Here is a 22,299-nt window from a genome sequence, read left to right on the forward strand (position 1 = left end):
GAATCTAGTGTCCGGGGCGGCGATATGGCAGAGGGCGTCCGCTGTCCTAGGCCGACATCGGGCGCTGCACCTTGATCGACTGGAGCAGGCCCACCGCGACCCATACCGCGAACATCGACGAGCCGCCGTACGACACGAACGGCAGGGGCAGGCCGGTGACCGGCATGATGCCGAGGGTCATGCCGATGTTCTCGAAGGACTGGAAGGCGAACCAGGCGACGATCCCGGCGGCGACGGTCGTCCCGTACAGCTCGGTGGAGTCACGTGCTATCCGGCAGGCGCGCCACAGGACGACGCCGATCAGGAAGACGATGAAGCCGGCGCCGACGAAGCCCAGCTCCTCCCCCGCGACCGTGAAGACGAAGTCGGTCTGCTGCTCGGGTACGAACTGACCGGTGGTCTGCGAGCCGTGGAAGAGGCCGGCTCCGGTGAGTCCGCCGGAGCCGATGGCGATGCGAGCCTGGTTGGTGTTGTAGCCCACGCCGGCCGGGTCCAGGTCCGGGTTGGCGAAGGCGGCGAACCGGTTGATCTGGTACTCGTCCAGGATGTGCAGCTGCCAGATCGCGATGCAGCCGATCACGCCGGCCGTGAGCAGGCCGAAGACCCAGCGGTTGGAGGCGCCGGAGGCGAGCAGGACGCCCAGGATGATCGCCACCATGGCCAGCACCGAGCCGAGGTCGGGCATGAGCAGCAGGATGAGGATCGGTACGGCGGCCAGGCACAGGGACTGGAACACCGTGCGGTGGTCGGGGTACGGCTTGTCGCCCGCGTCCACCCGGGCGGCCAGCATCATGGCCATGCCCAGGATGATCGTGACCTTGAGGAACTCGGCGGGCTGGAGCGAGAAGCCGCCGATGACCAGCCAGTTGCGCTGGCCGTTGATCGTCGCGCCGAGCGGGGTGAGGACCACCAGGGCGAGGAGCACCGACAGGCCGTAGAGGATCGGCACGGCGTTGCGCAGGGCGCGGTGGCCGAGCCAGACCGTGCCGATCATCAGGGCGACCCCGATGCCGAGGTTCATCAGGTGCCGGACCAGGAAGAAGTACGGGTCGCCCTGGTTCAGCTCGGTGCGGTTGCGGGTCGCCGAGTACACCAGCAGGGAGCCCAGCAGGGACAGGGCGGTGGCCGCGAACAGCATCGGCCAGTCCAGCCGGCGGGCGAGCGAGTCGCGGGCGAAGATCCTGGTCCAGCCGGCCCGCGCGGGGCCGTAACCGGAGACGGAGAAGCTGTTCGTGCCGGTCATGAAGGCGTCCTCCGGCTCCTCCGCCTGCGCGGCCGTCTGCGGGTGTCGCGGTTGCCCGTGGTGGGCGAGGGCGTGGTCCCCGCGGGCTGCTGGTCGTCGCCGTTGGTGGGGTTGTTCTTCTGGGCGGCCTCGGCTTCCTTGGCCGGGTCGCCGGTGATCTTGGGGGCGGCGATGGTGCCGTCCGTGCGGACCTTGGGCAGGCCCTTCTGCGGCTCGGGCAGCAGCGCCTTCTTGTTCTCGATGGAGCCGTCGGCCTGGACGCCGTAGAGCGCGCTGTAGATGTTGCGCACGGCCTCGCCGGAGGCTCCGGAACCCGTACCGGCCTGGGCGATCGTCATGATCACCGTGTAGTCCTTGGAGTAGGTGGCCAGCCAGGACGTGGTCTGCTTGCCGTAGACCTCGGCGGTACCGGTCTTGGCGTGCAGCGGGATCTTGTCCTGGGGCCAGCCGCCGAACTTCCAGGCCGCCGTACCGCGGGTGATGACGCCGGCGAAGGCGTCATTCATGCCTCTGAGGGTGGCCTGGCTGACCGGGAGCTTTCCGCGCTTCTTCGGCTTGATCTCCTGCACGCTCCTGCCGTCGGGGCTGATGATCGCCTTGCCGATGGTCGGCTGGTACATCGTGCCGCCGTTGGCGACGGCGCCGTAGATCACGGCCTCCTGGATCGGCGTGACGAGCGTGTCGCCCTGGCCGATGGAGTAGTTGATCGAGTCACCTTCGCGCATCTTGTTGCCTTCGAGGCAGTTCTCGTAGGCGATCTTCTCGACGTAGGAGCCGTCCTTCTTGCCGGTCTTGCACCAGGCGTCCTTGTTGGCCTTCCAGTAGTTCAGCTTCCACTGGCGGTCGGGCACACGGCCGGTGACCTCGTTGGGCAGGTCGATGCCGGTCTCGCTGCCGAGGCCGAACTGGTGGGCGGCCTTGTAGAAGTAGTCCTTCGGCTGGCCCTTCTTGGGGTTGATGCCGCCGTCCTTCTTCCACTCCCTGTCGGCCAGGTAGTAGAAGACGGTGTCGCAGGAGACCTCCAGCGCCCGGCCCAGCGGGATGGGGCCGAAGCTCTCGCCCTCGAAGTTCTTGAAGACCTGGCCGCCGACCGAGTAGGAGCTGGTGCAGGGGTAGCGGCCGTCGAAGTCGTAGCCGGCCTCGACCGCGGCGGCCGTGGAGACCACCTTGAACGTCGAGCCGGGTGCGGCCTGGCCCTGTATGGCCCGGTTGAGCAGGGGGTAGTCCGAGTCCTTGCCGGTGAGGGCCTTGTAGTCCTTGCCGGAGATGCCGCCGACCCAGACGTTCGGGTCGTACGTCGGCGCGGAGGCCATGGCGACGATCCGGCCGGTCTTGGCCTCCATCACCACGACGGCGCCCGAGTCGGCCTTGTAGTTGGTGCCGGTGATCTTGTCGAACTGCTTGCGGGCGGCCTTCATGGCCTTGTCCAGTTCGTACTCGGCGACCCGCTGGACGCGGGAGTCGATGCTGGTGACCAGGTTGGAACCGGGCTCGGCCGCGTCCGACCTGGCCTTGCCGATGACCCGGCCGAGGTTGTCCACCTCGTAGCGGGTGACGCCGGCCTTGCCGCGCAGCACCTTGTCGTAGGTCCGCTCCAGGCCGGAGCGGCCGACCATGTCGGAGCGCAGGTAGGGCGAGTCGGTGTCCTTGGCCTTCTGGATCTCGTCGTCGGTGACGGGCGAGAGATAGCCGAGCACCTGCGCGGTGTTGGACTTGCCGGGGCCCGGGTAGCGGCGGACGGCCTCGGGCTCGGCGGTGATGCCGGGGAAGTCCTCGGAGCGCTCGCGGATCTGCAGGGCCTGCCTGGCCGTGGCCTCGTCGGTGATGGGGATCGGCTGGTACGGCGAGCCGTTCCAGCAGGGCTGGGGGGTCTTGGCGTCGCACAGCCGGACCTTCTGCATGACCTCCTTGGGGCTCATGCCGAGGACGCCGGCCAGCTTGGTGAGGACTGCCTTGCCGTCGTCCTTCTGCTTCAGCAGGTCGGTGCGGGAGGCGGAGACGACCAGGCGGGTCTCGTTGTCCGCGAGGGGCACACCGCGGGCGTCCAGGATGTCGCCGCGCACGGCGGGGTCGACGACCTGCTGGACGTGGTTGCCGGAGGCCTCCTTCTGGTAATCGGCGCCCTCGCGGATCTGCAGGTACCACAACCGGCCGCCGAGCGTGCCGAGGAGGGAGAGGACGAGGATCTGGATCACGACGAGCCGGGTCTGGACGCGTGGGGTCCGACCGGTCTCGGGGATGTTGGTCACTGCGGCTGTCTCCCCCTCTCAGTGTGCGAACGTCCGGGCGCGGCGGGCGTGTGTGCGAACCGCCCGTGCGCGTACGAATGATGAACGACCAGCCTGTGCACCCGCGTTCCGGGGACGCTGACCCGTTCGGGTGAACTCGCCGGGGTGGAACTCGCCGCCGCTCACAGCCGCTTGACCCCCTTGATGCGGCCGACCTTGGCGGAGCGGGTACGCGCCTTGGCCTTCAGCGCCCCGAGTCCGCCGCGCTGGCTGCCGATGCGCAGGCCGGTGCCGGAGGAGAGCCAGCCGGAGGAGATGTCCCCGGCCTTGGCGGTGGGCCCGCTCTCGGTGAGCGGGTCGTTGTCGGAGTGGCGGGCCAGCCACATCACGCCGGGTACCACGAACGGGGCGAGCAGCAGGTCGTACAGGGCGGCCGAGAACAGCAGCCCGGACAGGCCGACATGGCGGGCGGCGGTGTCGCCGACCAGGGCGCCCACCCCGGCGTAGAGCAGGGTGGAGCCGATGGCGGCGGCGACCACGACGGCCATCGGGCCGGTCGCGGACTTCAGTCTGCCGTTCTCCGGCCGGATGAGCCCGGCGAGGTAGCCGATGACGCACAGCACGAGCGCGTACCGGCCGGCCGCGTGGTCGGCGGGCGGGGCCAGGTCGGCGAGCAGGCCGGCGCCGAAGCCGACGAGGGCGCCGCCGACATGGCCGTACACCATCGCCAGGCCGAGAACGGTGAGCAGCAGCAGGTCGGGGACGGCACCGGGCAGGTGCAGCCGGGCGAGGACGCTCACCTGGACGACCAGGGCCACGACGACCAGCGCGGTGGAGAGCAGGATCCGGTTGACACGCATGGGATTCGGCTCCTACTGCTGTTCGTCGGTGGCGGGGGCGTCGGCCGACGGGGTGACGGTGACGGTCACCGTCGGTGTCGGGACCGGTTTCGGCTGGGCCGGGAGCACGGTGTCCCGCGGGTCCTTCTTCGGCGCCTGTACGACCACGCCGACGATGTCGAGCTTGGTGAAGCTGACGTACGGGGTGACGTAGAGGGTGCGGGTCAGGCCGCCGCCGGAGGGGTCCACGCGGGAGACCACGCCGACCGGGACGCCGGGCACGAACGGCTTGTCGGCCTGCGATCCGAACGTGACGAGCCGGTCGCCCTTCTTCACCTCCGCCTTGCCGTTGAGCAGTTCCACGCGCAGCGGGCGGTCGCCCTGTCCGGAGGCGAAGCCCAGTTCGTCGCCCGCCTCCATGCGGGTGCCGACGGTGAAGTCGGGGTCGTTGGCCAGCAGCACGGTGGAGGTGCTGGGACCGACGGTGGTGACCCGGCCGACCAGGCCGTCGCCGTTCAGGACGGTCATGTCCCGCTGGATGCCGTCGTTGGCGCCGGCGTCGATGGTGATGGTCCAGGAGAAGCCCTGGGCCGAGCCTATGGCGATGACCTGGGCGCCCTTGATGCCGTACTGCCCCTCGCCGGCGATCTTCAGCAGTCTGTCCAGCTGCTTGAGGCGGCTGCGGTTGCGGTCGTCGCTGCCGAGCTTGGCCTTGAGGGCCGCGTTCTCCTTCTCCAGCGTGGCGAGCCGGTCGTGCCGGCTGCCGGAGTCACGGACCGCGGAGACGGCGTTGCCGACCGGGTCGACCGCGGAGGACAACCCGTTCTCGACCGGGCCGAACACCGCGGCGGCGGCGTGCCGGGCACCGTCGACCGGGGAGTTCCGGCCTCCCCGGATGTCCACCGTGATCAGCGCGAACGCGATGGCGACCAGCAGGACCAGGAGCAGCCGGCTCTCTTTCGTGTCCCTCACGTGCGGCGGCCGTGCCCTTCCTCAAGTAGGAATTCGTCGGACCCCTGGAAAACGCGCGTGTGACGACGCAACCCAAGAGGCCCATTTGCGGGAGCTTATGCCTCTATATCAACGATCCGCCGCACGAGAGGAGAACGTCTCGTACGGCGGAATCGAAGAGTTACGTCATCTGCGCGGCTGGGCGTCCAGTACCTGCTGCAGCGCCTCGAACTCCTCGACGCACTTGCCGGAGCCGAGCGCGACGCTGTCCAGCGGGTCCTCGGCGATGTGGATCGGCATGCCGGTCTCCCGCCGCAGCCGCTCGTCGAGCCCGCGCAGCAGGGCTCCGCCGCCGGTCAGAACGATTCCGCGGTCCATGATGTCGCCGGACAGCTCCGGCGGGCACTTGTCGAGGGTGGTCTTCACCGCGTCCACGATCGCGTTGACCGGTTCCTCGATCGCCTTGCGGACCTCGGCCGCCGAGATGACGACGGTCTTCGGCAGCCCGGACACCAGGTCCCGGCCGCGCACTTCGGTGTGCTCGTCGGTGTCGAGTTCGTACGCCGAACCGATGGTGATCTTGATCTGCTCGGCCGTGCGCTCACCCAGCAGGAGGCTGTACTCCTTCTTGATGTACTGGATGATCGCGTTGTCCAGTTCGTCGCCGGCGACGCGGATGGACTGGGCGGTGACGATGCCGCCGAGGGAGATGACCGCGACCTCCGTGGTGCCGCCGCCGATGTCCACCACCATGTTGCCCGTGGCCTCGTGGACCGGCAGACCGGAGCCGATGGCGGCGGCCATGGGCTCCTCGATGATGTGCACCTGGCGGGCGCCTGCCTGGGAGGACGCCTCGATGACCGCACGGCGCTCGACGCCCGTGATGCCGGAGGGCACGCAGACGACGACCCGCGGCCGGGCCAGATACCGCCGCTTGTGGATCTTCAGGATGAAGTAGCGGAGCATCCGCTCGGTGATCTCGAAGTCGGCGATCACGCCGTCCTTCAGCGGGCGGACGGCGACGATGTTGCCCGGCGTCCGGCCGATCATCTTCTTCGCTTCGGCACCGACCGCGAGGATCCCACCCGTGTTGGTGTTGATCGCCACGACGGACGGCTCGTTCAGTACGATCCCGCGACCCCTGACGTACACCAGCGTGTTGGCGGTCCCGAGGTCGACAGCCATGTCACGGCCGATGAACGACATTGAGTTCCCCATCCGGATTCATCTGGCCTTCCCGAGCTTTTGAGGGCATGTCAGGTCGGCGAGGCGGGTGCTGTGACGTGAAGGCTTCCATCGTAAACGCGCCTGCACGAACACTGCGCGAGGGTCTCCGCCATTGTCACCAGATGGCGTGCCGCCCCGCTTGTGGAGACGGGCGTTCGGGGAGGCTCGTTCCCTCGATCGCCGGTACCCATGCCAGAAAAACCGAGGTCCGGGGGCGCGCCCCGGACCCTCCGCCGCGGCCGGAGGCGTTACGCCCGACCCGGGAAGAAGATCTTCACCTCGCGCTCGGCGGACTCCTCGGAGTCGGAGGCGTGGATCAGGTTCTCGCGCACGATCACGCCGTAGTCACCGCGGATCGAACCGGGCGCGGCGGCGATCGGGTCGGTCGGGCCGGCCAGCGCGCGCAGGCCCTCGATGACCCGCTCACCCTCGACGATCATCGCCACGACCGGACCGGAGGACATGAACTCCACCAGCGGCTCGTAGAACGGCTTGCCCTTGTGCTCGCCGTAGTGCTGCTCCAGCGTGTCGTGGTCCAGGGTGCGCAGCTCCAGCGCGGTGATCTGCCAGCCGGCCTTGCGCTCGATACGGCTGATGATCTCGCCGGTCAGGCCTCGACGGACGGCGTCGGGCTTGAGGAGGACGAGGGTGCGCTGGCTCACGAGGGGCTCCTTACACGACTTGCGGGTGCGGTGGGACGAGGTTACAGGGCGTGTCGGCGCCCTTGTTACGCAGCGTCAGCCGTGGAGGAGGAGGACTGGGCCTGCGCGGCGAATCTCGCCTTCGCCTCGTCCACCTTTCGCCCGAAGTGCACCGACGCCCACCACAGCGCCGCGAACACCGCACCCATGAAGAACATGGTGGGGACGAAGATCCCGGACGCGATCAGGGCGATCTGCAGCGCCCAGCCGAGGGCCACTCCGCCGGGCCGGGTCACCATGCCGCACAGCAGCACGCACAGCAGCATGGCGATGCCGCTGACCAGCCACACCGTGGAGGCGGACAGGGCCGGGTCCTTCATCGCGACGAGCCCGGCGAAACCGATGACGAAGAACTCGCCGATCAGCGTCGATGCACAGAGCGTACGCATCCTCAGTCTCAGCCCTTCCCCAGCAGCAGCCGGGCCTCGCCGACCGTGATGACCGAACCGGTGACCAGCACGCCGCCGCCGGCGAACTCGCCCTCCTCCTCGGCCAGCGTGATCGCGGCCTCCAGGGCGTCCGGCAGCCGCGGCTCGACCTGCACCCGCTCGTCGCCGAACACCTCGACGGCGATCGCGGCCAGCTCGTCCGCGTCCATGGCGCGATGGCTGGAGTTCTGTGTGACGACGACCTCGGCGAAGATCGGCTCGAAGGCCTCCAGCACCCCGCGCACGTTCTTGTCACCGCTCGCGCCGACGACCCCGATCAGCCGGGTGAAGTCGAACGCCTCCCGCACGGCCTCGGCGGTGGCCTCCGCGCCGGCCGGGTTGTGCGCGGCGTCCAGGACGACGGTGGGAGAGCGCCGTACGACCTCCAGCCGCCCCGGGGACGACACGGCCGCGAAGGCCTTGCGCACGGTGTCGATGTCCAGCGGCTCGGCGCGCTGCGCGCCGACGCCGAAGAACGCCTCCACGGCGGCGAGCGCGACGGCCGCGTTGTGCGCCTGGTGGGCGCCGTGCAGCGGCAGGTAGACCTCGGGGTACTCGCCGCCGAGGCCGCGCAGTGTGAGCAGCTGCCCGCCGACGGCGACCTGCCGGGCGACGACTCCGAACTCCAGGCCCTCGCGGGCCACGGTGGCGTCCACCTCGACGGCCTTCTTCAGCAGCACCTGCGCCGCGTCCACCGGCTGCTGGGCCAGGATCACGGTCGCGTCCTGCTTGATGATGCCGCTCTTCTCGCCGGCGATCTGTGCGGGCGTCTCGCCGAGCCGGTCGGTGTGGTCGAGGTCGATGGGGGTCACGACGGCGACGTCGCCGTCGATCACGTTCGTGGCGTCCCAGGAGCCGCCCATGCCGACCTCGACGACGGCGACGTCCACGGGGGCGTCCGCGAAGGCCGCGTACGCCATGCCGGTGAGCACCTCGAAGAAGGACAGCCGGTACTCCTGCTGTCCGTCGACCATCTCCACGTACGGCTTGATGTCCTGGTACGTCTCGACGAACCGCTCGGCGGAGATCGGGCCGCCGTCCAGGCTGATCCGCTCGGTGATCGACTGCACGTGCGGGCTGGTGTAACGGCCGGTGCGCAGCTCGAAGGCACCGAGCAGGGCCTCGATCATGCGGGCGGTGGAGGTCTTGCCGTTCGTGCCCGTGATGTGGATCGAGGGGTACGAGCGCTGGGGCTCGCCGAGTACGTCCATCAGCGCGGCGATGCGGCTGACCGAGGGCTCCAGCTTCGTCTCGCCCCAGCGGGTCGCCAGCTCCGCCTCGACCTCGCGCAGCGCCTTGTCGACCTCCGGGTCCTCGGGGCGCGCGGGGACGTCGGCCTGCGGCGGGCCGCCCTGGGTGCGCAGGGTGCGGCTGCCGGCCTCGATGACCGCGAGGTCGGGGTCGCGGGTGGTCTCGGCCTCGATGATCTCGTCGAAGGAGTCGAGGGGGTCGGGGGTGTCGCTGGTGCCGGGCGCTTCGCTCACGGCACCCAGTCTACGGAGCGGGAGTGACAAAGGGTGCGGGGGCTTGGGGCGGCCGGGGAAGGGGTGGCTGGTGATCCTGTACGGGTGCGGGCCGCCGATCGCTTGCGGGGGCGGGCCGATGCTTGGGGGCGCGGGCCGTCGATCGCTTCTCGCGCACTTCCCCGCACCCCTTCGGGGCGCGCGAAGGCCCCGGCGCCTCAACGGCACCGGGGCCTTCGGCCACGTCAAACGTTTGACGCTCCCCGGCGTGAGTGACTCACGCCTGCGGCAGCTTCTCCAGCTGGGCGGTGATGCGGGCGATGTCCTCGTCCGCCTTGGCCAGCCGCGTGCGGATCTTGTCCACCACGTTCTCCGGGGCCTTGGCCAGGAACGCCTCGTTCCCGAGCTTGGCCGTGGCCTGGGCCTTCTCCTTCTCCGCGGCGGCGAGATCCTTCGCGAGGCGCTTGCGCTCCGCGGCGACGTCGATCGTGCCGGAGAGGTCGAGGGCGACCTCGGCGCCCGCCACCGGCAGGGTCGCCGTGGCGGTGAAGGAGTCACCCTCCGGCTGGAGCCGGAGCAGCTGGCGGATGGCCGCCTCGTGCGGGGCGAGGGCCGTGCCGTCGAGCGTCAGCCGTGCCGGGACCCGCTGGCCGGGCTGCAGGCCCTGGTCGGCGCGGAAGCGGCGGACCTCGGTGATGACCGACTGGAGCGTGGAGATCTCCTGCTCGGCCGCCTGGTCGCGGAAGCCGCTGTCGGTCGGCCAGTCGGCGATGACGATCGACTCGCCGCCGGTCAGCGTCGTCCAGAGGGTCTCCGTGACGAACGGGACGACCGGGTGCAGCAGCTTGAGGGTGACGTCCAGGACCTCGCCGAGGACGCGCTGGGAGACCTCGGCCGGTTCGCCGCCCGCCTGGAAGACGGTCTTGGACAGCTCGACGTACCAGTCGAAGACCTCGTCCCACGCGAAGTGGAAGAGGGCGTCGGAGAGCTTGGCGAACTGGAAGTCGTCGTAGTACGCGTCGACCTCGGCGACCACCGAGTTGAGCCGGGAGAGGATCCAGCGGTCGGTCGCCGACATCTTCGACGGGTCCGGGAGCGGGCCCTGGACCGTCGCGCCGTTCATCAGCGCGAAGCGGGTCGCGTTCCAGATCTTGTTGGCGAAGTTGCGCGAGCCCTGGACCCAGTCCTCGCCGATCGGGACGTCGACGCCCGGGTTGGCGCCGCGGGCCAGGGTGAAGCGCAGCGCGTCGGAGCCGTACTTGTCCATCCAGTCCAGCGGGTTGACCGCGTTGCCGAAGGACTTCGACATCTTCTTGCCGAACTGGTCGCGGACCATGCCGTGCAGGGCGATGGTGTGGAACGGCGGGGTGCCGTCCATCGCGTACAGGCCGAACATCATCATCCGGGCGACCCAGAAGAAGAGGATGTCGTAGCCGGTGACCAGCACGGAGTTCGGGTAGAACTTCGCGAGCGACTCGGTCTGCTCGGGCCAGCCGAGGGTGGAGAACGGCCACAGGCCGGAGGAGAACCAGGTGTCGAGGACGTCGGTGTCCTGGTGCCAGCCCTCGCCGGCCGGCGGCTCCTCGTCGGGGCCGACGCAGACGACCTCGCCGTTCGGGCCGTACCAGACGGGGATGCGGTGGCCCCACCACAGCTGGCGCGAGATGCACCAGTCGTGCAGGTTGTCGACCCAGTCGAAGTACCGCTTCTCCATCTCCTGCGGGTGGATCCTGACGCGGCCGTCGCGGACGGCGTCGCCGGCGGCCTTGGCCAGCGGGCCGACCTTGACCCACCACTGCATGGACAGGCGCGGCTCGATGGTGGTCTTGCAGCGCGAGCAGTGGCCGACGGAGTGGACGTACGGCCGCTTCTCGGCGACGATCCGGCCCTCGGCGCGCAGCGCGGCGACGATCGCCGAGCGGGCCTCCAGGCGGTCCATGCCCTGGAAGGGGCCGTGGACGGTGATGACGGCGTGCTCGTCCATCACGGTGATGGACGGCAGGTCGTGCCGCTGGCCGATCTCGAAGTCGTTCGGGTCGTGGGCCGGGGTGACCTTGACGGCGCCGGTGCCGAACTCGGGGTCGACGTGGGTGTCGGCGACGACCGGGATGGAGCGGTCGGTGAGCGGCAGGCGGATGAGCTTGCCGACGAGGTGCTTGTAGCGCTCGTCGTCGGGGTGGACGGCGACGGCGGTGTCACCGAGCATCGTCTCGGCGCGGGTGGTGGCGACGACGATGGACTCGTCCCCGTCGCCGTAGCGCATGGAGACCAGCTCGCCGTCGTCGTCCTGGTACTCGACCTCGATGTCCGAGATCGCCGTCAGACAGCGCGGACACCAGTTGATGATGCGCTCGGCGCGGTAGATCAGCTCGTCGTCGTAGAGCTTCTTGAAGATGGTCTGGACGGCCTGGGACAGGCCCTCGTCCATGGTGAAGCGCTCACGCGACCAGGCGACACCGTCGCCGAGGCGGCGCATCTGCCCGGAGATCTGCCCGCCGGACTCGGCCTTCCACTGCCAGACCCGCTCGACGAAGGCTTCCCGTCCCAGGTCGTGCCGGGACTTGCCCTCCTTGCCGAGCTCCCGCTCCACGACGTTCTGCGTGGCGATGCCGGCGTGGTCCATGCCGGGCTGCCACAGCGTCTCGTAGCCCTGCATGCGCTTGCGGCGGGTCAGGGCGTCGATGAGGGTGTGCTCGAAGGCGTGCCCGAGGTGCAGGCTGCCCGTGACGTTCGGCGGCGGGATGACGATCGTGTACGGCGGCTTGTCGCTCTTCGCGTCCGCCTCGAAGTAACCGCGCTCTACCCAGCGCTCGTACAGCGGCCCCTCTACATCGGCCGGCGCGTACTGGGTCGGCAGTTCGGTGTCGGGCGCGGGTGGCTGCTGCTGAGCGTTCTCGGTCACGGGGGTCAGTTTAGAGGCGCCTCGTCGGTGCCGTGAAACTCGTTTACCCCACGTTGTAAGGGCCCACAGACGCGTGAAGCACTCGAACAAGCGTCGGTATGTTAAAAAGATCCAAATCATTGACGTGTTCAAGTCACTACCGTCCGGATCTTGGGAGTCTCACATGCGCCGTCGTCTGGCGACCACAGCAGGGTTGGCCGCAGCTGGCCTCATGCTCAGTACACTCAGCGCTCACCCTGCTGCCGCCGCAGAGAGAGACTGCTCGGTTCTCGACGGCATCCACATCGTGGCCAAGGGTGGGGGGGACCAGACGTACACGAGCAGGAACTCCCTCAAGGACGTCTACCTCTGGGTGAAGGACACCGCGGCAGACGGACACCATGTGGCAGTCAGGCTGGTGACACGGAGGGCGGACGGCTCCACCCACGTGTGGAGCTGGCACCACATGTACTCGGGCCAGGACACCGAGGACAGCTGGTACACCACGGCTTCGGACCCGGGCGGCATCCGCCGGGTGTGGCACGAGGTCGCCACGTTCGAAGGCAACACAGAGATCTTCTCCTGCCTGTCCGAGGGCGAGAACAACACCGTGTAGCGGTGTCCAGGATCCCGAGTGGCACCGGGCCGTGTCGTTTGCATGTTTGGTAACGATGCGGCCCCTGCTGGATCATCCTGTGATGCCTTCCGCAAGGATTCCGTCCGAGGAACACGCAACGGGAGGAACCCCAGAGATGAGCAACAACCAGCCGGGCCCGTACGGCCAGCAGCCCCAGCAGCCGGGCCCGTACGGCCAGCAGCCCCAGCAGCCGGGGCCGTACGGCCAGCCGGGGCAGCCGGGGCAGCCGGGGCCGTACGGCCAGCCGGGCCCCTACGGCCAGCAGCCGCAGGCTCCCCAGCCCGGCTACGGCTATCCCCAGCAGGCCCCGCCGCCGGCGCAGCCGGGTTACGGCTACCCGCAGCAGGGCGTGCCGCAGCCGCCCGGCCCCTACGGCCAGCAGCCGTACGGCGCGCCGCAGGCTCCGCAGCCGGGCGGGGGCAAGAAGAAGACGGGCCTGATCATCGGCGCGGTGGCCGTGGTGGCCGTCGTGGCGGTGGGTGCGTACTTCGCCCTCAGCGGCGGCAGCAGCAGCGGTGTCGCGGACGACGGCCCGCACAAGCTGACCACTCCGGCGACGGTGCTCACGGAGTACAAGAAGTCCGGCAACTCGGATTCGTCGGCCGATTTCAGCGACTCCGACCGTTCGGACTTCGAGAAGTGGGGGGTGAAGAACCCCACGCAGGTCAGTGCCAAGTACGAGAGCGGTAAGGGCCTCGCCATGAAGGGCCTCGGCTTCAGCGGCGTGTACGGGACGATCGACAACCCTGAGGCGATTGTCGACGCCATGTTCGCCAAGGCCAAGACGGAGTCCGAGAAGGACCAGGGCGATTCCGACACCAAGGGCAAGCTGGTCGGCAGTCCCGAGACTGTCCACCCTGCGAACTTCAACGGGATCATGAAGTGCCAGGTGGCTCAGATCGACAGCAGCGCCTCGGCGTCCTCAGAGGCAGGGGTGCCGAAGACCCTTAAGTTGCCGATCTGCATCTGGGGCGACCACAGCACCGTCGCCATCGTCTCTTCGTACAGCGTCGCCTCCATCGCCTCGGGCGAGGGTGGCTCGGTGGACGATGCCGCAGAGATCGCGGCCAAGCTGCGCAATGACGTGCGCGAGAAGATCTAGCCGGCTCACGAGATCTCCGTTGCAGTCCTTGCGGAGGGGTACCCGTCAGCACATGACGGGTACCCCTTTCACATGTCGGCCGTGCCCGTCAGGCGCGAAGACAGGCGGGGTCTGAAACTGAGCTCTTGATGTTGAGCTTCGCCAAGCCCAGGAGGCAAGCGGGGTTGGCCCAGTCGGAGCCGACGGGTGTTTTGATCGCCCCGTGGCTGCAGGCCTCCTTCACCTTCGGACCGGCGAAGTATCCATGCTTGGCCACGTAGTCGGTGCACGCGCCCTGCGTGGCGCTAGCCGGGGAGGCGGCGAGGACCGGCAGGGCACCTGCCGCCACCACCACACCGGCCGCTGCCACCGTGCACTTCAGTCTCTGGAAAGTCATTCGGAGTCCTCCCGTTTTGCACAGCCAAGCGTTCGAACGCACGCCCGACTCAGTCGAACGCATATGATCATGACCTCGGGGAGAGCTCAAGGTATTGCCGGAACGATGACTCGATCCGGACTCAGCTGGACCGAAAACACCGAAGGGCAGGCACCCCACGTGGGGTTCCTGCCCTTCGGCGCTGAGACGCTCAGGCCGTCTTCTGCTCCCCCGAGCCCCGCCCGCGGGCGTCCCTCGGGATCAGGGTCGGGTTGACGTTGGAAAGGACCACGTCGGCGGTGATGACGACCCGGGCGACGTCCTTGCGGGACGGGACCTCGTACATCACGCCCTGGAGGACCTCCTCCATGATGGCGCGCAGGCCGCGGGCGCCGGTCTGGCGGAGGATGGCCTGGTCGGCGATGGCTTCCAGGGCCTCGCGCTCGAAGTCCAGCTCCACCCCGTCGAGTTCGAAGAGGCGCTGGTACTGCTTGACCAGGGCGTTGCGGGGCTCGACCAGGATCTTGAGCAGGGCCTCGCGGTCCAGGTTGTGGACGCTCGTGATCACGGGCAGGCGGCCGATGAACTCGGGGATCATGCCGAACTTGACCAGGTCCTCCGGCATGACGTCCTCGAAGACGTCCTTGGCCTCCAGCTCGCGCTTGGACAGGATCGTCGCGCCGAAGCCGATGCCCTTGGCGCCGGCCCGGGCCTCGATGATCTTCTCCAGGCCCGCGAACGCACCGCCCACGATGAACAGGACGTTCGTCGTGTCGATCTGGATGAACTCCTGGTGGGGGTGCTTGCGGCCGCCCTGCGGCGGGACCGAGGCCGTGGTGCCCTCCAGGATCTTCAGCAGGGCCTGCTGGACGCCCTCGCCGCTGACGTCACGGGTGATCGACGGGTTCTCGCTCTTGCGGGCGACCTTGTCGATCTCGTCGATGTAGATGATCCCGGTCTCGGCCTTCTTGACGTCGTAGTCCGCCGCCTGGATCAGCTTCAGCAGGATGTTCTCGACGTCCTCGCCGACGTACCCCGCCTCGGTCAGCGCCGTCGCGTCGGCGATCGCGAACGGGACGTTCAGCATGCGCGCCAGCGTCTGCGCGAGCAGCGTCTTGCCCGAGCCCGTGGGACCGAGCAGCAGGATGTTGGACTTCGCCAGCTCGATGGCGTCGTCACGGCCGCTCGCGCCGCCGTTCTCGCCCGCCTGGACCCGCTTGTAGTGGTTGTACACCGCGACGGAGAGCGCCTTCTTGGCCGCCTCCTGGCCGACCACGTAGCCCTCGAGGAACTCGTAGATCTCGCGCGGCTTGGGAAGCTCCTCCCAGCGCACCTCGCTGGTCTCCGCGAGCTCTTCCTCGATGATCTCGTTGCAGAGATCGATGCACTCGTCGCAGATGTACACACCGGGCCCTGCGATGAGCTTCTTGACCTGCTTCTGGCTCTTGCCGCAGAACGAGCACTTGAGCAGATCGCCGCCGTCACCGATGCGTGCCACGGTGTGCTTCCCCTTCGCCTGGGAGACGCCTGGACGCTATGAGTCCAGCGGCTCCTGGTGCTGCCTTATGTCCGACGGTACCTTGCCGGGCCCGGTGTTCGGGCCCCCCTTGGCAGGGTTCACTTCGGCGTGCACCGTGCCAAGAGGGGCCGGACGTGCGTGGTTCCGCTGTCAGCGGACCGCGCTGTTGTTCAGCTTGCGGGTGGAGATGATCTGGTCGACGAGGCCGTACTCCAGCGCCTCCTCGGCCGTGAGGATCTTGTCGCGCTCGATGTCCTCGCGGACCTGCTCGATCGGCCGGTTCGAGTGCTTGGCCAGCATGTTCTCCAGCTGCTCGCGCATCCGGGTGAACTCGTTGGCGATGATCTCCAGGTCGGAGAGCTGGCCGCGGCCGGTGGAGCCGGCCGGCTGGTGGATCAGCACGCGGGAGTTCGGCAGCGCCATGCGCTTGCCGGGCGTACCGGCGGCCAGCAGGATGGCCGCGGCGGAGGCCGCCTGGCCCATGCAGACCGTCTGGATGTCGGGCTTCACGAACTGCATCGTGTCGTAGATCGCCGTGAGGGCGGTCATGTCGCCACCGGGGCTGTTGATGTAGATCGAGATGTCCCGGTCGGGGTCCATCGACTCCAGGCACAGCAGCTGCGCCATGACGTCGTTGGCGGAGGCGTCGTCGATCTGGACGCCCAGGAAGATCACGCGCTCCTCGAAGAGCTTCGCGTACGGGTCGTACTCGCGGATGCCCTGGGAGGTGCGCTCGACGAAGCGCGGGATGACGTAGCGGCTGTCGGGGCGGGGCCCTTCGTACATGCCGCTGGCGGCGCCGGGGAAGTTGCTCATGGGGTTCACCGTCCTGGTGGCGTTCGGGGGGCTGGTGTCTCGGCGGTGCGTGGCGTGGCCGGGCCGGTCAGGCACCGGTGCCGCCGCCTCCCGGAACACCCGAGGCGTGCGTGATGATCTCGTCAATGAGACCGTACTCCTTGGCCTCTTCCGGGGTGAACCAGCGGTCGCGGTCGCCGTCGCGGATGATGGTCTCGACCGTCTGGCCGGAGTGCCGCGCGGTCAGCTCCGACATGCGCTTCTTGGTCCGCATCAGGTACTCGGCCTGGATCTTGATGTCCGAGACCGTGCCGCCGAGGCCCGCGGAGCCCTGGTGCATCATGATGTCGGCGTGGGGCAGCGCGAAGCGCTTGCCGGCGGTGCCGCCGGTGAGCAGGAACTGGCCCATCGAGGCGGCCATGCCCATGGCGATGGTGACCACGTCGTTCGGGATGTACTGCATGGTGTCGTAGATCGCCATGCCGGCCGTCACCGAACCGCCCGGGCTGTTGATGTAGAGGTAGATGTCCTTGTTCGGATCGGCGGCGAGGAGCAGCATCTGCGCGGTGATCTTGTTGGCGATGTCGTCGTCAACCTGCTGGCCGAGGAAGATGATCCGCTCGTTGAGCAGCCGGTTGTAGACCTGGTCGCCGAGGCCACCACCGATGGAAGGCTCGCCGGCGGCGGAGGGCATCAGATTCGTCACGTATCCACCTGCTCGTCTTACGACGGCGCCGGGCCGTCTCAGTTCTGCTTGTTCTGCCTTTCATGGACCCTAACGCGAGGGTCCCTTCGGGGAATCCCGGGAATGGTGGTGTTCGCCGGGGGCGTAGCGCTCCGCCGGGGAGCCGGGCGAGGTTTCGTGGCGGGTGGTGCGGTTGTCGCCGTGCTGCGGGTCGGTGGGGGGCGTGCGCACGCGGCGGAGTCGCACACCGGTACGGTCCCGCGCCCCTTCGGCCGGCACGCGCCCCGGAACGGCGAACGGGCCCCGGGGACAGTCCCCAGGGCCCGTTGTACGTGCCTCACAGGCGCCGTAGGGCTCGCTCAGCCCTCGGTGCTCTCCTCGGAGGTCTCCGACGCCTCGGCGGCCTCGGTCTCCTCCTCCTCGTCGTCCAGGTTGACGACCTCGCCGTTGGTGTCCTTCACCGTGGCGGCCTCGACCACGACGGCCAGGGCCTTGCCACGGGCGACCTCGCCGACCAGGAGCGGCACCTGGCCACCCTCGACGACGGCCTGGGCGAACTGGTCGGGGGACATGCCGGAGGAGGCCGCACGCCGCATGAGGTGCTCGGTGAGCTCCTCCTGGTTGACGTTGAGGTTCTCCTTCTTGACCAGCTCGTCGAGGACGAACTGGGTCTTGATGCCCTTGACCGCGGCCTCGCGGGTCTCGGTCTCGAACTCCTCGGCGGTCTTGCCCTGGATCTCCAGGTACTTGTCGAGGGTGAGGCCCATCTGGCCGAGCTGGTGGTGCTCCAGGTTGTGCTTGCGGGTGTTGATCTCGTCCTCGAGCAGCTTCTCGGGGACCGGGACCTCGACCAGTTCGAGCAGCTTCTCCAGGACGCGCTCCTGGGCCTGGGTGGCCTGGTCGAACTGCTTCATGTTCGCGAGGCGCTTGCGGCTGTCGGCCTTGAGCTCCTCGAGGGTGTCGAACTCGGAGGCGAGCTGCGCGAACTCGTCGTCCAGCTCGGGCAGTTCGCGGGCGGCGACCTGGGTGACCTTGACGGTGACCTCGGCCTCCTTGCCCGCGGCGGAGCCACCCTTCAGCTCGGAGGTGAAGGTGGCCTCCTCGCCGGCGGACAGGCCCTTCACGGCGTCGTCGATGCCGTCCAGCAGCTCACCGGAGCCGATGGTGTACGAGACACCGTTGGCGATGCCGTCCTCCAGCACCTCGCCGTCGACCTTGGCCTGCAGGTCGATGGTGACGACGTCACCGTCCTCGGCGGCACGCTCGACCGGGGAGGTGGAGGCGAAGCGCTCGCGCAGCTGCTCGACCGACTTCTCCACGTCCTCGTCGGTGACCTCGACGGCGTCGACCTCGACCTCGATGCCGGAGTAGTCCGGGATCTCGAGGGCCGGGCGGACGTCGACCTCGGCGGTGAAGTTCAGCGTCTCGCCGTCCTTCAGCTCGGTGATGTCGACGTCGGGCTGGCCCAGCGGGCTCAGCTCCGCCTCGTTGACCGCCTCGGTGTAGAACTTGGGCAGCGCGTCGTTGACGGCCTCCTCCAGCACCGCACCGCGGCCGAACCGCTGGTCGATCACGCGGGCCGGGATCTTGCCCTTGCGGAAGCCCTTCACCGTGACCTGCTGGTTGATCTTCTTGTACGCCGCGTCGAGGCTGTCCTTGAGCTCCTCGAAGGGCACCTCGACAGTGAGCCGAACCCGGGTCGGGTTCAGGGTCTCCACGGCGCTCTTCACGGTTCGGTCTCCTTGTGGCTGACTTCTCGGGTTCTGCCGGAGCCTGACGGGCCCGGCGGATTTCGCCGCCCGGAGGAGTTCGGGCCGTGAGGGCCGGGACACACGGGCGCGCAGTTTGCATAGTAACCGCAGCCGGTCAGCGCCCCAAAAGGCGATCACCGCGACGTCATGAGCCGGTGGTCGGGGTGGCGGGATTTGAACCCACGGCCTTCCGCTCCCAAAGCGGACGCGCTACCAAGCTGCGCCACACCCCGTCTGGTGCGACACGTAGGGTACATGCCCGGACCGGATCCGTCGGCCGCATTCTCCGAGGCGGGACGCGTGGTGCCGGCGCGGCCCAACTCGTTGGCCTCGGCGGCGGGCGACCCGCTACGATGCCTTCAGTGCCGCGGTCACCGACCTGCGGCGCAGTGTTGCGGGCGTAGCTCAATGGTAGAGCCCTAGTCTTCCAAACTAGCTACGCGGGTTCGATTCCCGTCGCCCGCTCTGTGTGCCGAAGGCCCAGGTGAGAGGTTGGTTTCCTCTGCCTGGGCCTTCGGTCGTTCCGGGGACCACTCAGCCGCCCCTGTCCCCCGCGTGCCCCTTCGGCCGGCGACGCCGCTTCAGAGCGTTCACGATCACCGCGTCCATCCCGTCGGCGATCTCCCGCTCACGGCGATCCGAGGTGTGCCGACACAGCAGCGCCGCGCGGGTCGAGCCGTGGCCGAGCCGGGTCATCAGCTCGCGCAGGCCTAGTGCCACAGCCCGTTGAAGATTCCGGCGGGGTGTGGCGCCCTTCTCCTCGATGAAGACGCGGCCGTCAGCGCCGGTCTTGATCAGAACGCAGGCATGGACTTAACACCCCCTGCAATCAGCTGCTGTCGTGACACTCGCGTTCGGTGGGGGACTGGCAGGCCTGGCACAGTTCGTGCCGCCCCTGGGAAGTGATCAGGGTTCCCCAGCCGTTGCACACCTCGCAGTCGGCAGCCAAAGCGGCGTTGGCGCGCGGGTTGGCCTCGGGAGCGGCCATCGTTCCGTAGGTCATTGAGATTCTCCTGGCGTCGGGACTGTCCCGGTCATGCATCCCTTGGCTGCACAATGCTCATTTTAATCCGTTTCGTGCCCGTTTGCGCCCGTTCATGCAGATTTTGTGACCGCTTTGCCCGTGGCGGCAGCCGGACTCGCCCGCGGTCTCGGAATCGATCCCTGAAGTGGTGCCGTGACGGGGTGGCCGGCCGACGGAGACGGCTCATAGACACGACGTCTGACAGCGAAGCACCGTGCCCTCCGCGTCGGCGGGGTCACAGGCCGTGGACGTCGGCGCTGTAGACCGCGCGCATGCCGTAGGGCACGTAGAGGGCGTCGCCGGACAGGACGGGGGCCGATGCCGTGAGGCCGGAGCCGCTGTTGTCGCCGTCGTCGCGGCCGGGGAGCGCGCCGGTGACCTTGCCGGTGCGCAGGTCGAGGGCGGCCAGCCGGCCGGTGGGCGAGGCCAGGTAGAGCCGGCCGGCGGAGGCGGTGGGCGGGCCGGGCTGCTCGACGGTGGAGTTGCTCTGCCACAGCTCCCGGCCGGTCAGCGGGTCGATCGCGCGGACGCTGCCGCTGGTGAGGGTGAGGTAGACGGTGCCGCGGACGAGGTGGGCGCCGGACGCGTTGCGCGGGGTGGACAGCCGTACGGTCGTCAGGACGTGCGAGGAGGCGTCGACCAGGGTGAAGCCGGTCAGCTTGTCCATGAGCGGGTCGGCGCCCAGCACGAGGTGGCCGCGGACCTGGCCGAACAGGTACTGCGCGCCCTTGACGGTGACCGTCCAGCGGCCGTGACCGGTGGCCGGGTCGAGCCGGGTGAACGTGGTGCGCGTCCGGTCGGTGTCCTCGTCCATGTGCCGGCAGGTCAGGTACGGCTGTCCGCCGGCGCCGCTCAGCAGGCAGTCGCCGCTGGTGTCGCCGATGCTCTCGGGCAGCCGGTGGCGCCAGCGGACCTTGCCGTTCGCGGCGTCGAGGAGGGCGTAGGAGTCGGAGCCGTCGCCGATGGCGGTGACCACCCCGGCCGGGGTGGCGACGGCGCCGACGGTCTCGGGCCCGACGCCGTCCGTGACGGTGGAGACGACCGTCCGCCACAGCTGCTTACCGGTGTCCGGGTCCAGGGCCTGCACGGTGTGCGTGGTCCGGCTCTCCGCGTCCTCGCCGCCGGTCTTGATGTCGTGGTCGTCGGCGCCGTAGACGTAGACGGCGCCGGGGCGGGTGCCGATGATCGTGCCGCCGCCGCTGGTGGTGGACTCGGCGGGCGTGGGGTCCATCGGCCTGGTCCAGACGTTGCGGCCGTCGGCGAGGGAGAACCGGGCGGCCATGATGCCGTCGCCGGCGCACAGCAGCGCCTTGTCCGCGAGGACGCAGCGGCTGAAGGGTCCGCTCGGGCCCGCCGTGTTCGGGTTCTCGGCCGTGGGGTCCACGGCCCGCCGGTGCCAGGCGTGCCAGCCGGCCGGCAGGCGGTGCGGCTCGCTGCCGCCGGCGCGGGCCAGGACGGTGGTGGTGGCGGCCACGGCGGCCAGGACGGCGGTGGCGGCCACGGCGGCGGGCCACCAGCGGCGCCGGCGCGGCGCGGGCTCGGTCTCCGGCGGCGCGGGCTCGGTTTCCGGCGGCGCGGGCTCGGGGCGCGGGTGGGGCAGCCGGCCCTCGCGGAGCAGGTGCAGCAGCTCGTCGGGGCCGGGGCGGGACTTGGGGTGCTTCTCCAGGCAGAGGCGGACGAAGGGGAGCAGGTCGTCGGGGACGCCGGCCAGCTCGGGGGCGCCCTCGACGACACGGGTCGCGGTCTCCCAGGGGTTCGGGCTGTCGAAGGGGCCGCGGCGGGTGGCGGCGTACACGAGGACGGCACCGAGGGAGAAGATGTCGGTGGCCGGGCCCACCTCGTGCGGGGAGGTGAACTGCTCGGGGGACATGAAGGGCGGGGTGCCCATCACGCGGCCGGTCTGGGTGAGGGCGTCCATGCCGGCGGCCTCGGCGGCGCGCGAGATGCCGAAGTCGATGACCCGGGGGCCGTCGTCGGCGAGCATGACGTTGGCCGGTTTGAGGTCCCGGTGGACGACGCCGGCGCGGTGGATGTCGCGCAGCGCCTCGGCGAGGCCGGCGGCCAGGTCGCGCAGCCGGCCGGGCGGGAGCGGGCCGTGCCGGCGGACGTAGGTGCCGAGGTCCTCGCCGGGGATGTAGAGGGTCGCCATCCAGGGGCTCGGCCCGTCGGCGTCCGCGTCCACCACGGGGGCCGTGAAGGCGCCGCTGACCTGGCGGGCGGCGGCCACCTCGCGGCGGAACCGGGTGCGGAACTCGTCGTCGTCGGCGTACTGGCCGTGGACCACCTTGACGGCGAGCCGGCGCCCGGAGGCGGAGCGGGCGAGGTAGACCACGCCCATGCCGCCGCTGCCGAGGCGGTCCTCGATCCGGTAGCCGCCGACCTCCGCCGGGTCCGAGTCGCGCAGCGCCATTCCCGTCCGTACCCCCGTTGTTGCAGTTGTGCGGCCCGCTCGGGCCCGCCGGCTCGGCAC

19 protein-coding genes and 2 tRNA genes are annotated in these 22,299 nt (G+C 69.4%); 3 read left to right on the forward strand and 18 right to left on the reverse strand.

Going from position 1 to position 22,299, the window contains the following annotated elements; genetic code table 11:
- Positions 1-46: 46 nt before the first annotated feature.
- The 9 genes from rodA to S1361_RS14350 all read right to left on the reverse strand — a co-directional run bounded on the left by rodA (position 47) and on the right by S1361_RS14350 (position 11,982).
- Positions 47-1,243: a rod shape-determining protein RodA gene (rodA, locus tag S1361_RS14310; protein ID WP_208032233.1), complete on the reverse strand. Its 1,197-nt coding sequence runs from the start codon at positions 1,241-1,243 to the stop codon at positions 47-49.
- On the reverse strand, positions 1,240-3,492 hold the full coding sequence (gene mrdA, locus S1361_RS14315) for a penicillin-binding protein 2 (protein WP_208032234.1): 2,253 nt from the start codon (positions 3,490-3,492) through the stop codon (positions 1,240-1,242). Before mrdA ends, rodA begins: the two co-directional genes overlap by 4 nt.
- A 161-nt stretch (positions 3,493-3,653) precedes the next feature.
- On the reverse strand, positions 3,654-4,331 hold the full coding sequence (gene mreD / locus S1361_RS14320) for a rod shape-determining protein MreD (protein ID WP_208032235.1): 678 nt from the start codon (positions 4,329-4,331) through the stop codon (positions 3,654-3,656).
- Positions 4,332-4,343: 12 nt separating this feature from the next.
- Positions 4,344-5,282, reverse strand: a complete 939-nt coding sequence (gene mreC, locus S1361_RS14325) for a rod shape-determining protein MreC (RefSeq protein WP_208032236.1) — start codon at positions 5,280-5,282, stop codon at positions 4,344-4,346.
- Positions 5,283-5,447: 165 nt separating this feature from the next.
- Positions 5,448-6,467, reverse strand: a complete 1,020-nt coding sequence (locus S1361_RS14330; protein ID WP_208036593.1) for a rod shape-determining protein — start codon at positions 6,465-6,467, stop codon at positions 5,448-5,450.
- Between the two features lie 269 nt (positions 6,468-6,736).
- Positions 6,737-7,150, reverse strand: coding sequence for a nucleoside-diphosphate kinase (ndk, locus tag S1361_RS14335; RefSeq protein WP_208032237.1), 414 nt, complete (start codon positions 7,148-7,150; stop codon positions 6,737-6,739).
- Positions 7,151-7,215: 65 nt separating this feature from the next.
- Positions 7,216-7,578 carry a DUF4233 domain-containing protein gene (locus tag S1361_RS14340; protein WP_208032238.1) on the reverse strand — a complete coding sequence of 121 codons (363 nt, stop codon included), beginning with the start codon at positions 7,576-7,578 and terminating at the stop codon, positions 7,216-7,218.
- 8 nt (positions 7,579-7,586) lie between these two features.
- Positions 7,587-9,101 (reverse strand): bifunctional tetrahydrofolate synthase/dihydrofolate synthase, encoded by a 1,515-nt coding sequence (gene folC / locus S1361_RS14345; protein ID WP_208032239.1) that lies wholly within the window; start codon positions 9,099-9,101, stop codon positions 7,587-7,589.
- A 256-nt stretch (positions 9,102-9,357) separates the two neighbouring features.
- Complete coding sequence (locus S1361_RS14350; protein WP_208032240.1) at positions 9,358-11,982, reverse strand: valine--tRNA ligase; 2,625 nt, start codon at positions 11,980-11,982, stop codon at positions 9,358-9,360.
- 211 nt (positions 11,983-12,193) lie between these two features.
- Here S1361_RS14350 and S1361_RS14355 point away from each other — a divergent pair, with 211 nt between their 5' ends.
- Both S1361_RS14355 and S1361_RS14360 read left to right on the forward strand, forming a co-directional pair.
- On the forward strand, positions 12,194-12,577 hold the full coding sequence (locus tag S1361_RS14355) for a hypothetical protein (protein ID WP_208032241.1): 384 nt from the start codon (positions 12,194-12,196) through the stop codon (positions 12,575-12,577).
- Positions 12,578-12,713: 136 nt separating this feature from the next.
- Complete coding sequence (locus S1361_RS14360) at positions 12,714-13,700, forward strand: hypothetical protein (protein WP_208032242.1); 987 nt, start codon at positions 12,714-12,716, stop codon at positions 13,698-13,700.
- An 88-nt stretch (positions 13,701-13,788) separates the two neighbouring features.
- Here the strand turns inward: S1361_RS14360 and S1361_RS14365 are convergent, their stop codons facing one another.
- The 6 genes from S1361_RS14365 to S1361_RS14390 all read right to left on the reverse strand — a co-directional run bounded on the left by S1361_RS14365 (position 13,789) and on the right by S1361_RS14390 (position 19,038).
- Positions 13,789-14,076 carry a hypothetical protein gene (locus S1361_RS14365; protein WP_208032243.1) on the reverse strand — a complete coding sequence of 96 codons (288 nt, stop codon included), beginning with the start codon at positions 14,074-14,076 and terminating at the stop codon, positions 13,789-13,791.
- A gap of 190 nt (positions 14,077-14,266) precedes the next feature.
- The gene (gene clpX / locus S1361_RS14370) at positions 14,267-15,553 is read right to left on the reverse strand and encodes an ATP-dependent Clp protease ATP-binding subunit ClpX (protein ID WP_014672712.1); all 1,287 of its coding nucleotides are present in this window, start codon (positions 15,551-15,553) and stop codon (positions 14,267-14,269) included.
- A gap of 171 nt (positions 15,554-15,724) precedes the next feature.
- Positions 15,725-16,390 carry an ATP-dependent Clp protease proteolytic subunit gene (locus tag S1361_RS14375; RefSeq protein ID WP_030648613.1) on the reverse strand — a complete coding sequence of 222 codons (666 nt, stop codon included), beginning with the start codon at positions 16,388-16,390 and terminating at the stop codon, positions 15,725-15,727.
- 67 nt (positions 16,391-16,457) lie between these two features.
- Complete coding sequence (locus S1361_RS14380) at positions 16,458-17,063, reverse strand: ATP-dependent Clp protease proteolytic subunit (protein WP_208036594.1); 606 nt, start codon at positions 17,061-17,063, stop codon at positions 16,458-16,460.
- A gap of 350 nt (positions 17,064-17,413) precedes the next feature.
- The gene (tig, locus tag S1361_RS14385) at positions 17,414-18,784 is read right to left on the reverse strand and encodes a trigger factor (protein WP_208032244.1); all 1,371 of its coding nucleotides are present in this window, start codon (positions 18,782-18,784) and stop codon (positions 17,414-17,416) included.
- Between the two features lie 177 nt (positions 18,785-18,961).
- A tRNA-Pro gene (locus S1361_RS14390) sits at positions 18,962-19,038 on the reverse strand.
- Between the two features lie 161 nt (positions 19,039-19,199).
- Here S1361_RS14390 and S1361_RS14395 point away from each other — a divergent pair.
- Positions 19,200-19,270, forward strand: a tRNA-Gly gene (locus S1361_RS14395).
- A 69-nt stretch (positions 19,271-19,339) separates the two neighbouring features.
- On the opposite strand, the gene S1361_RS14400 is transcribed toward S1361_RS14395, so the two are convergent.
- The 3 genes from S1361_RS14400 to S1361_RS14410 all read right to left on the reverse strand — a co-directional run bounded on the left by S1361_RS14400 (position 19,340) and on the right by S1361_RS14410 (position 22,239).
- Positions 19,340-19,525, reverse strand: a complete 186-nt coding sequence (locus tag S1361_RS14400; protein WP_208032245.1) for a hypothetical protein — start codon at positions 19,523-19,525, stop codon at positions 19,340-19,342.
- Between the two features lie 109 nt (positions 19,526-19,634).
- On the reverse strand, positions 19,635-19,808 hold the full coding sequence (locus S1361_RS14405) for a hypothetical protein (protein ID WP_208032246.1): 174 nt from the start codon (positions 19,806-19,808) through the stop codon (positions 19,635-19,637).
- Between the two features lie 256 nt (positions 19,809-20,064).
- Positions 20,065-22,239 carry a protein kinase domain-containing protein gene (locus S1361_RS14410; protein WP_208032247.1) on the reverse strand — a complete coding sequence of 725 codons (2,175 nt, stop codon included), beginning with the start codon at positions 22,237-22,239 and terminating at the stop codon, positions 20,065-20,067.
- Between the last annotated feature and the right edge of the window lie 60 nt (positions 22,240-22,299).

It is taken from the genome of Streptomyces cyanogenus, from assembly GCF_017526105.1.
GTDB lineage: Bacteria > Actinomycetota > Actinomycetes > Streptomycetales > Streptomycetaceae > Streptomyces > Streptomyces cyanogenus.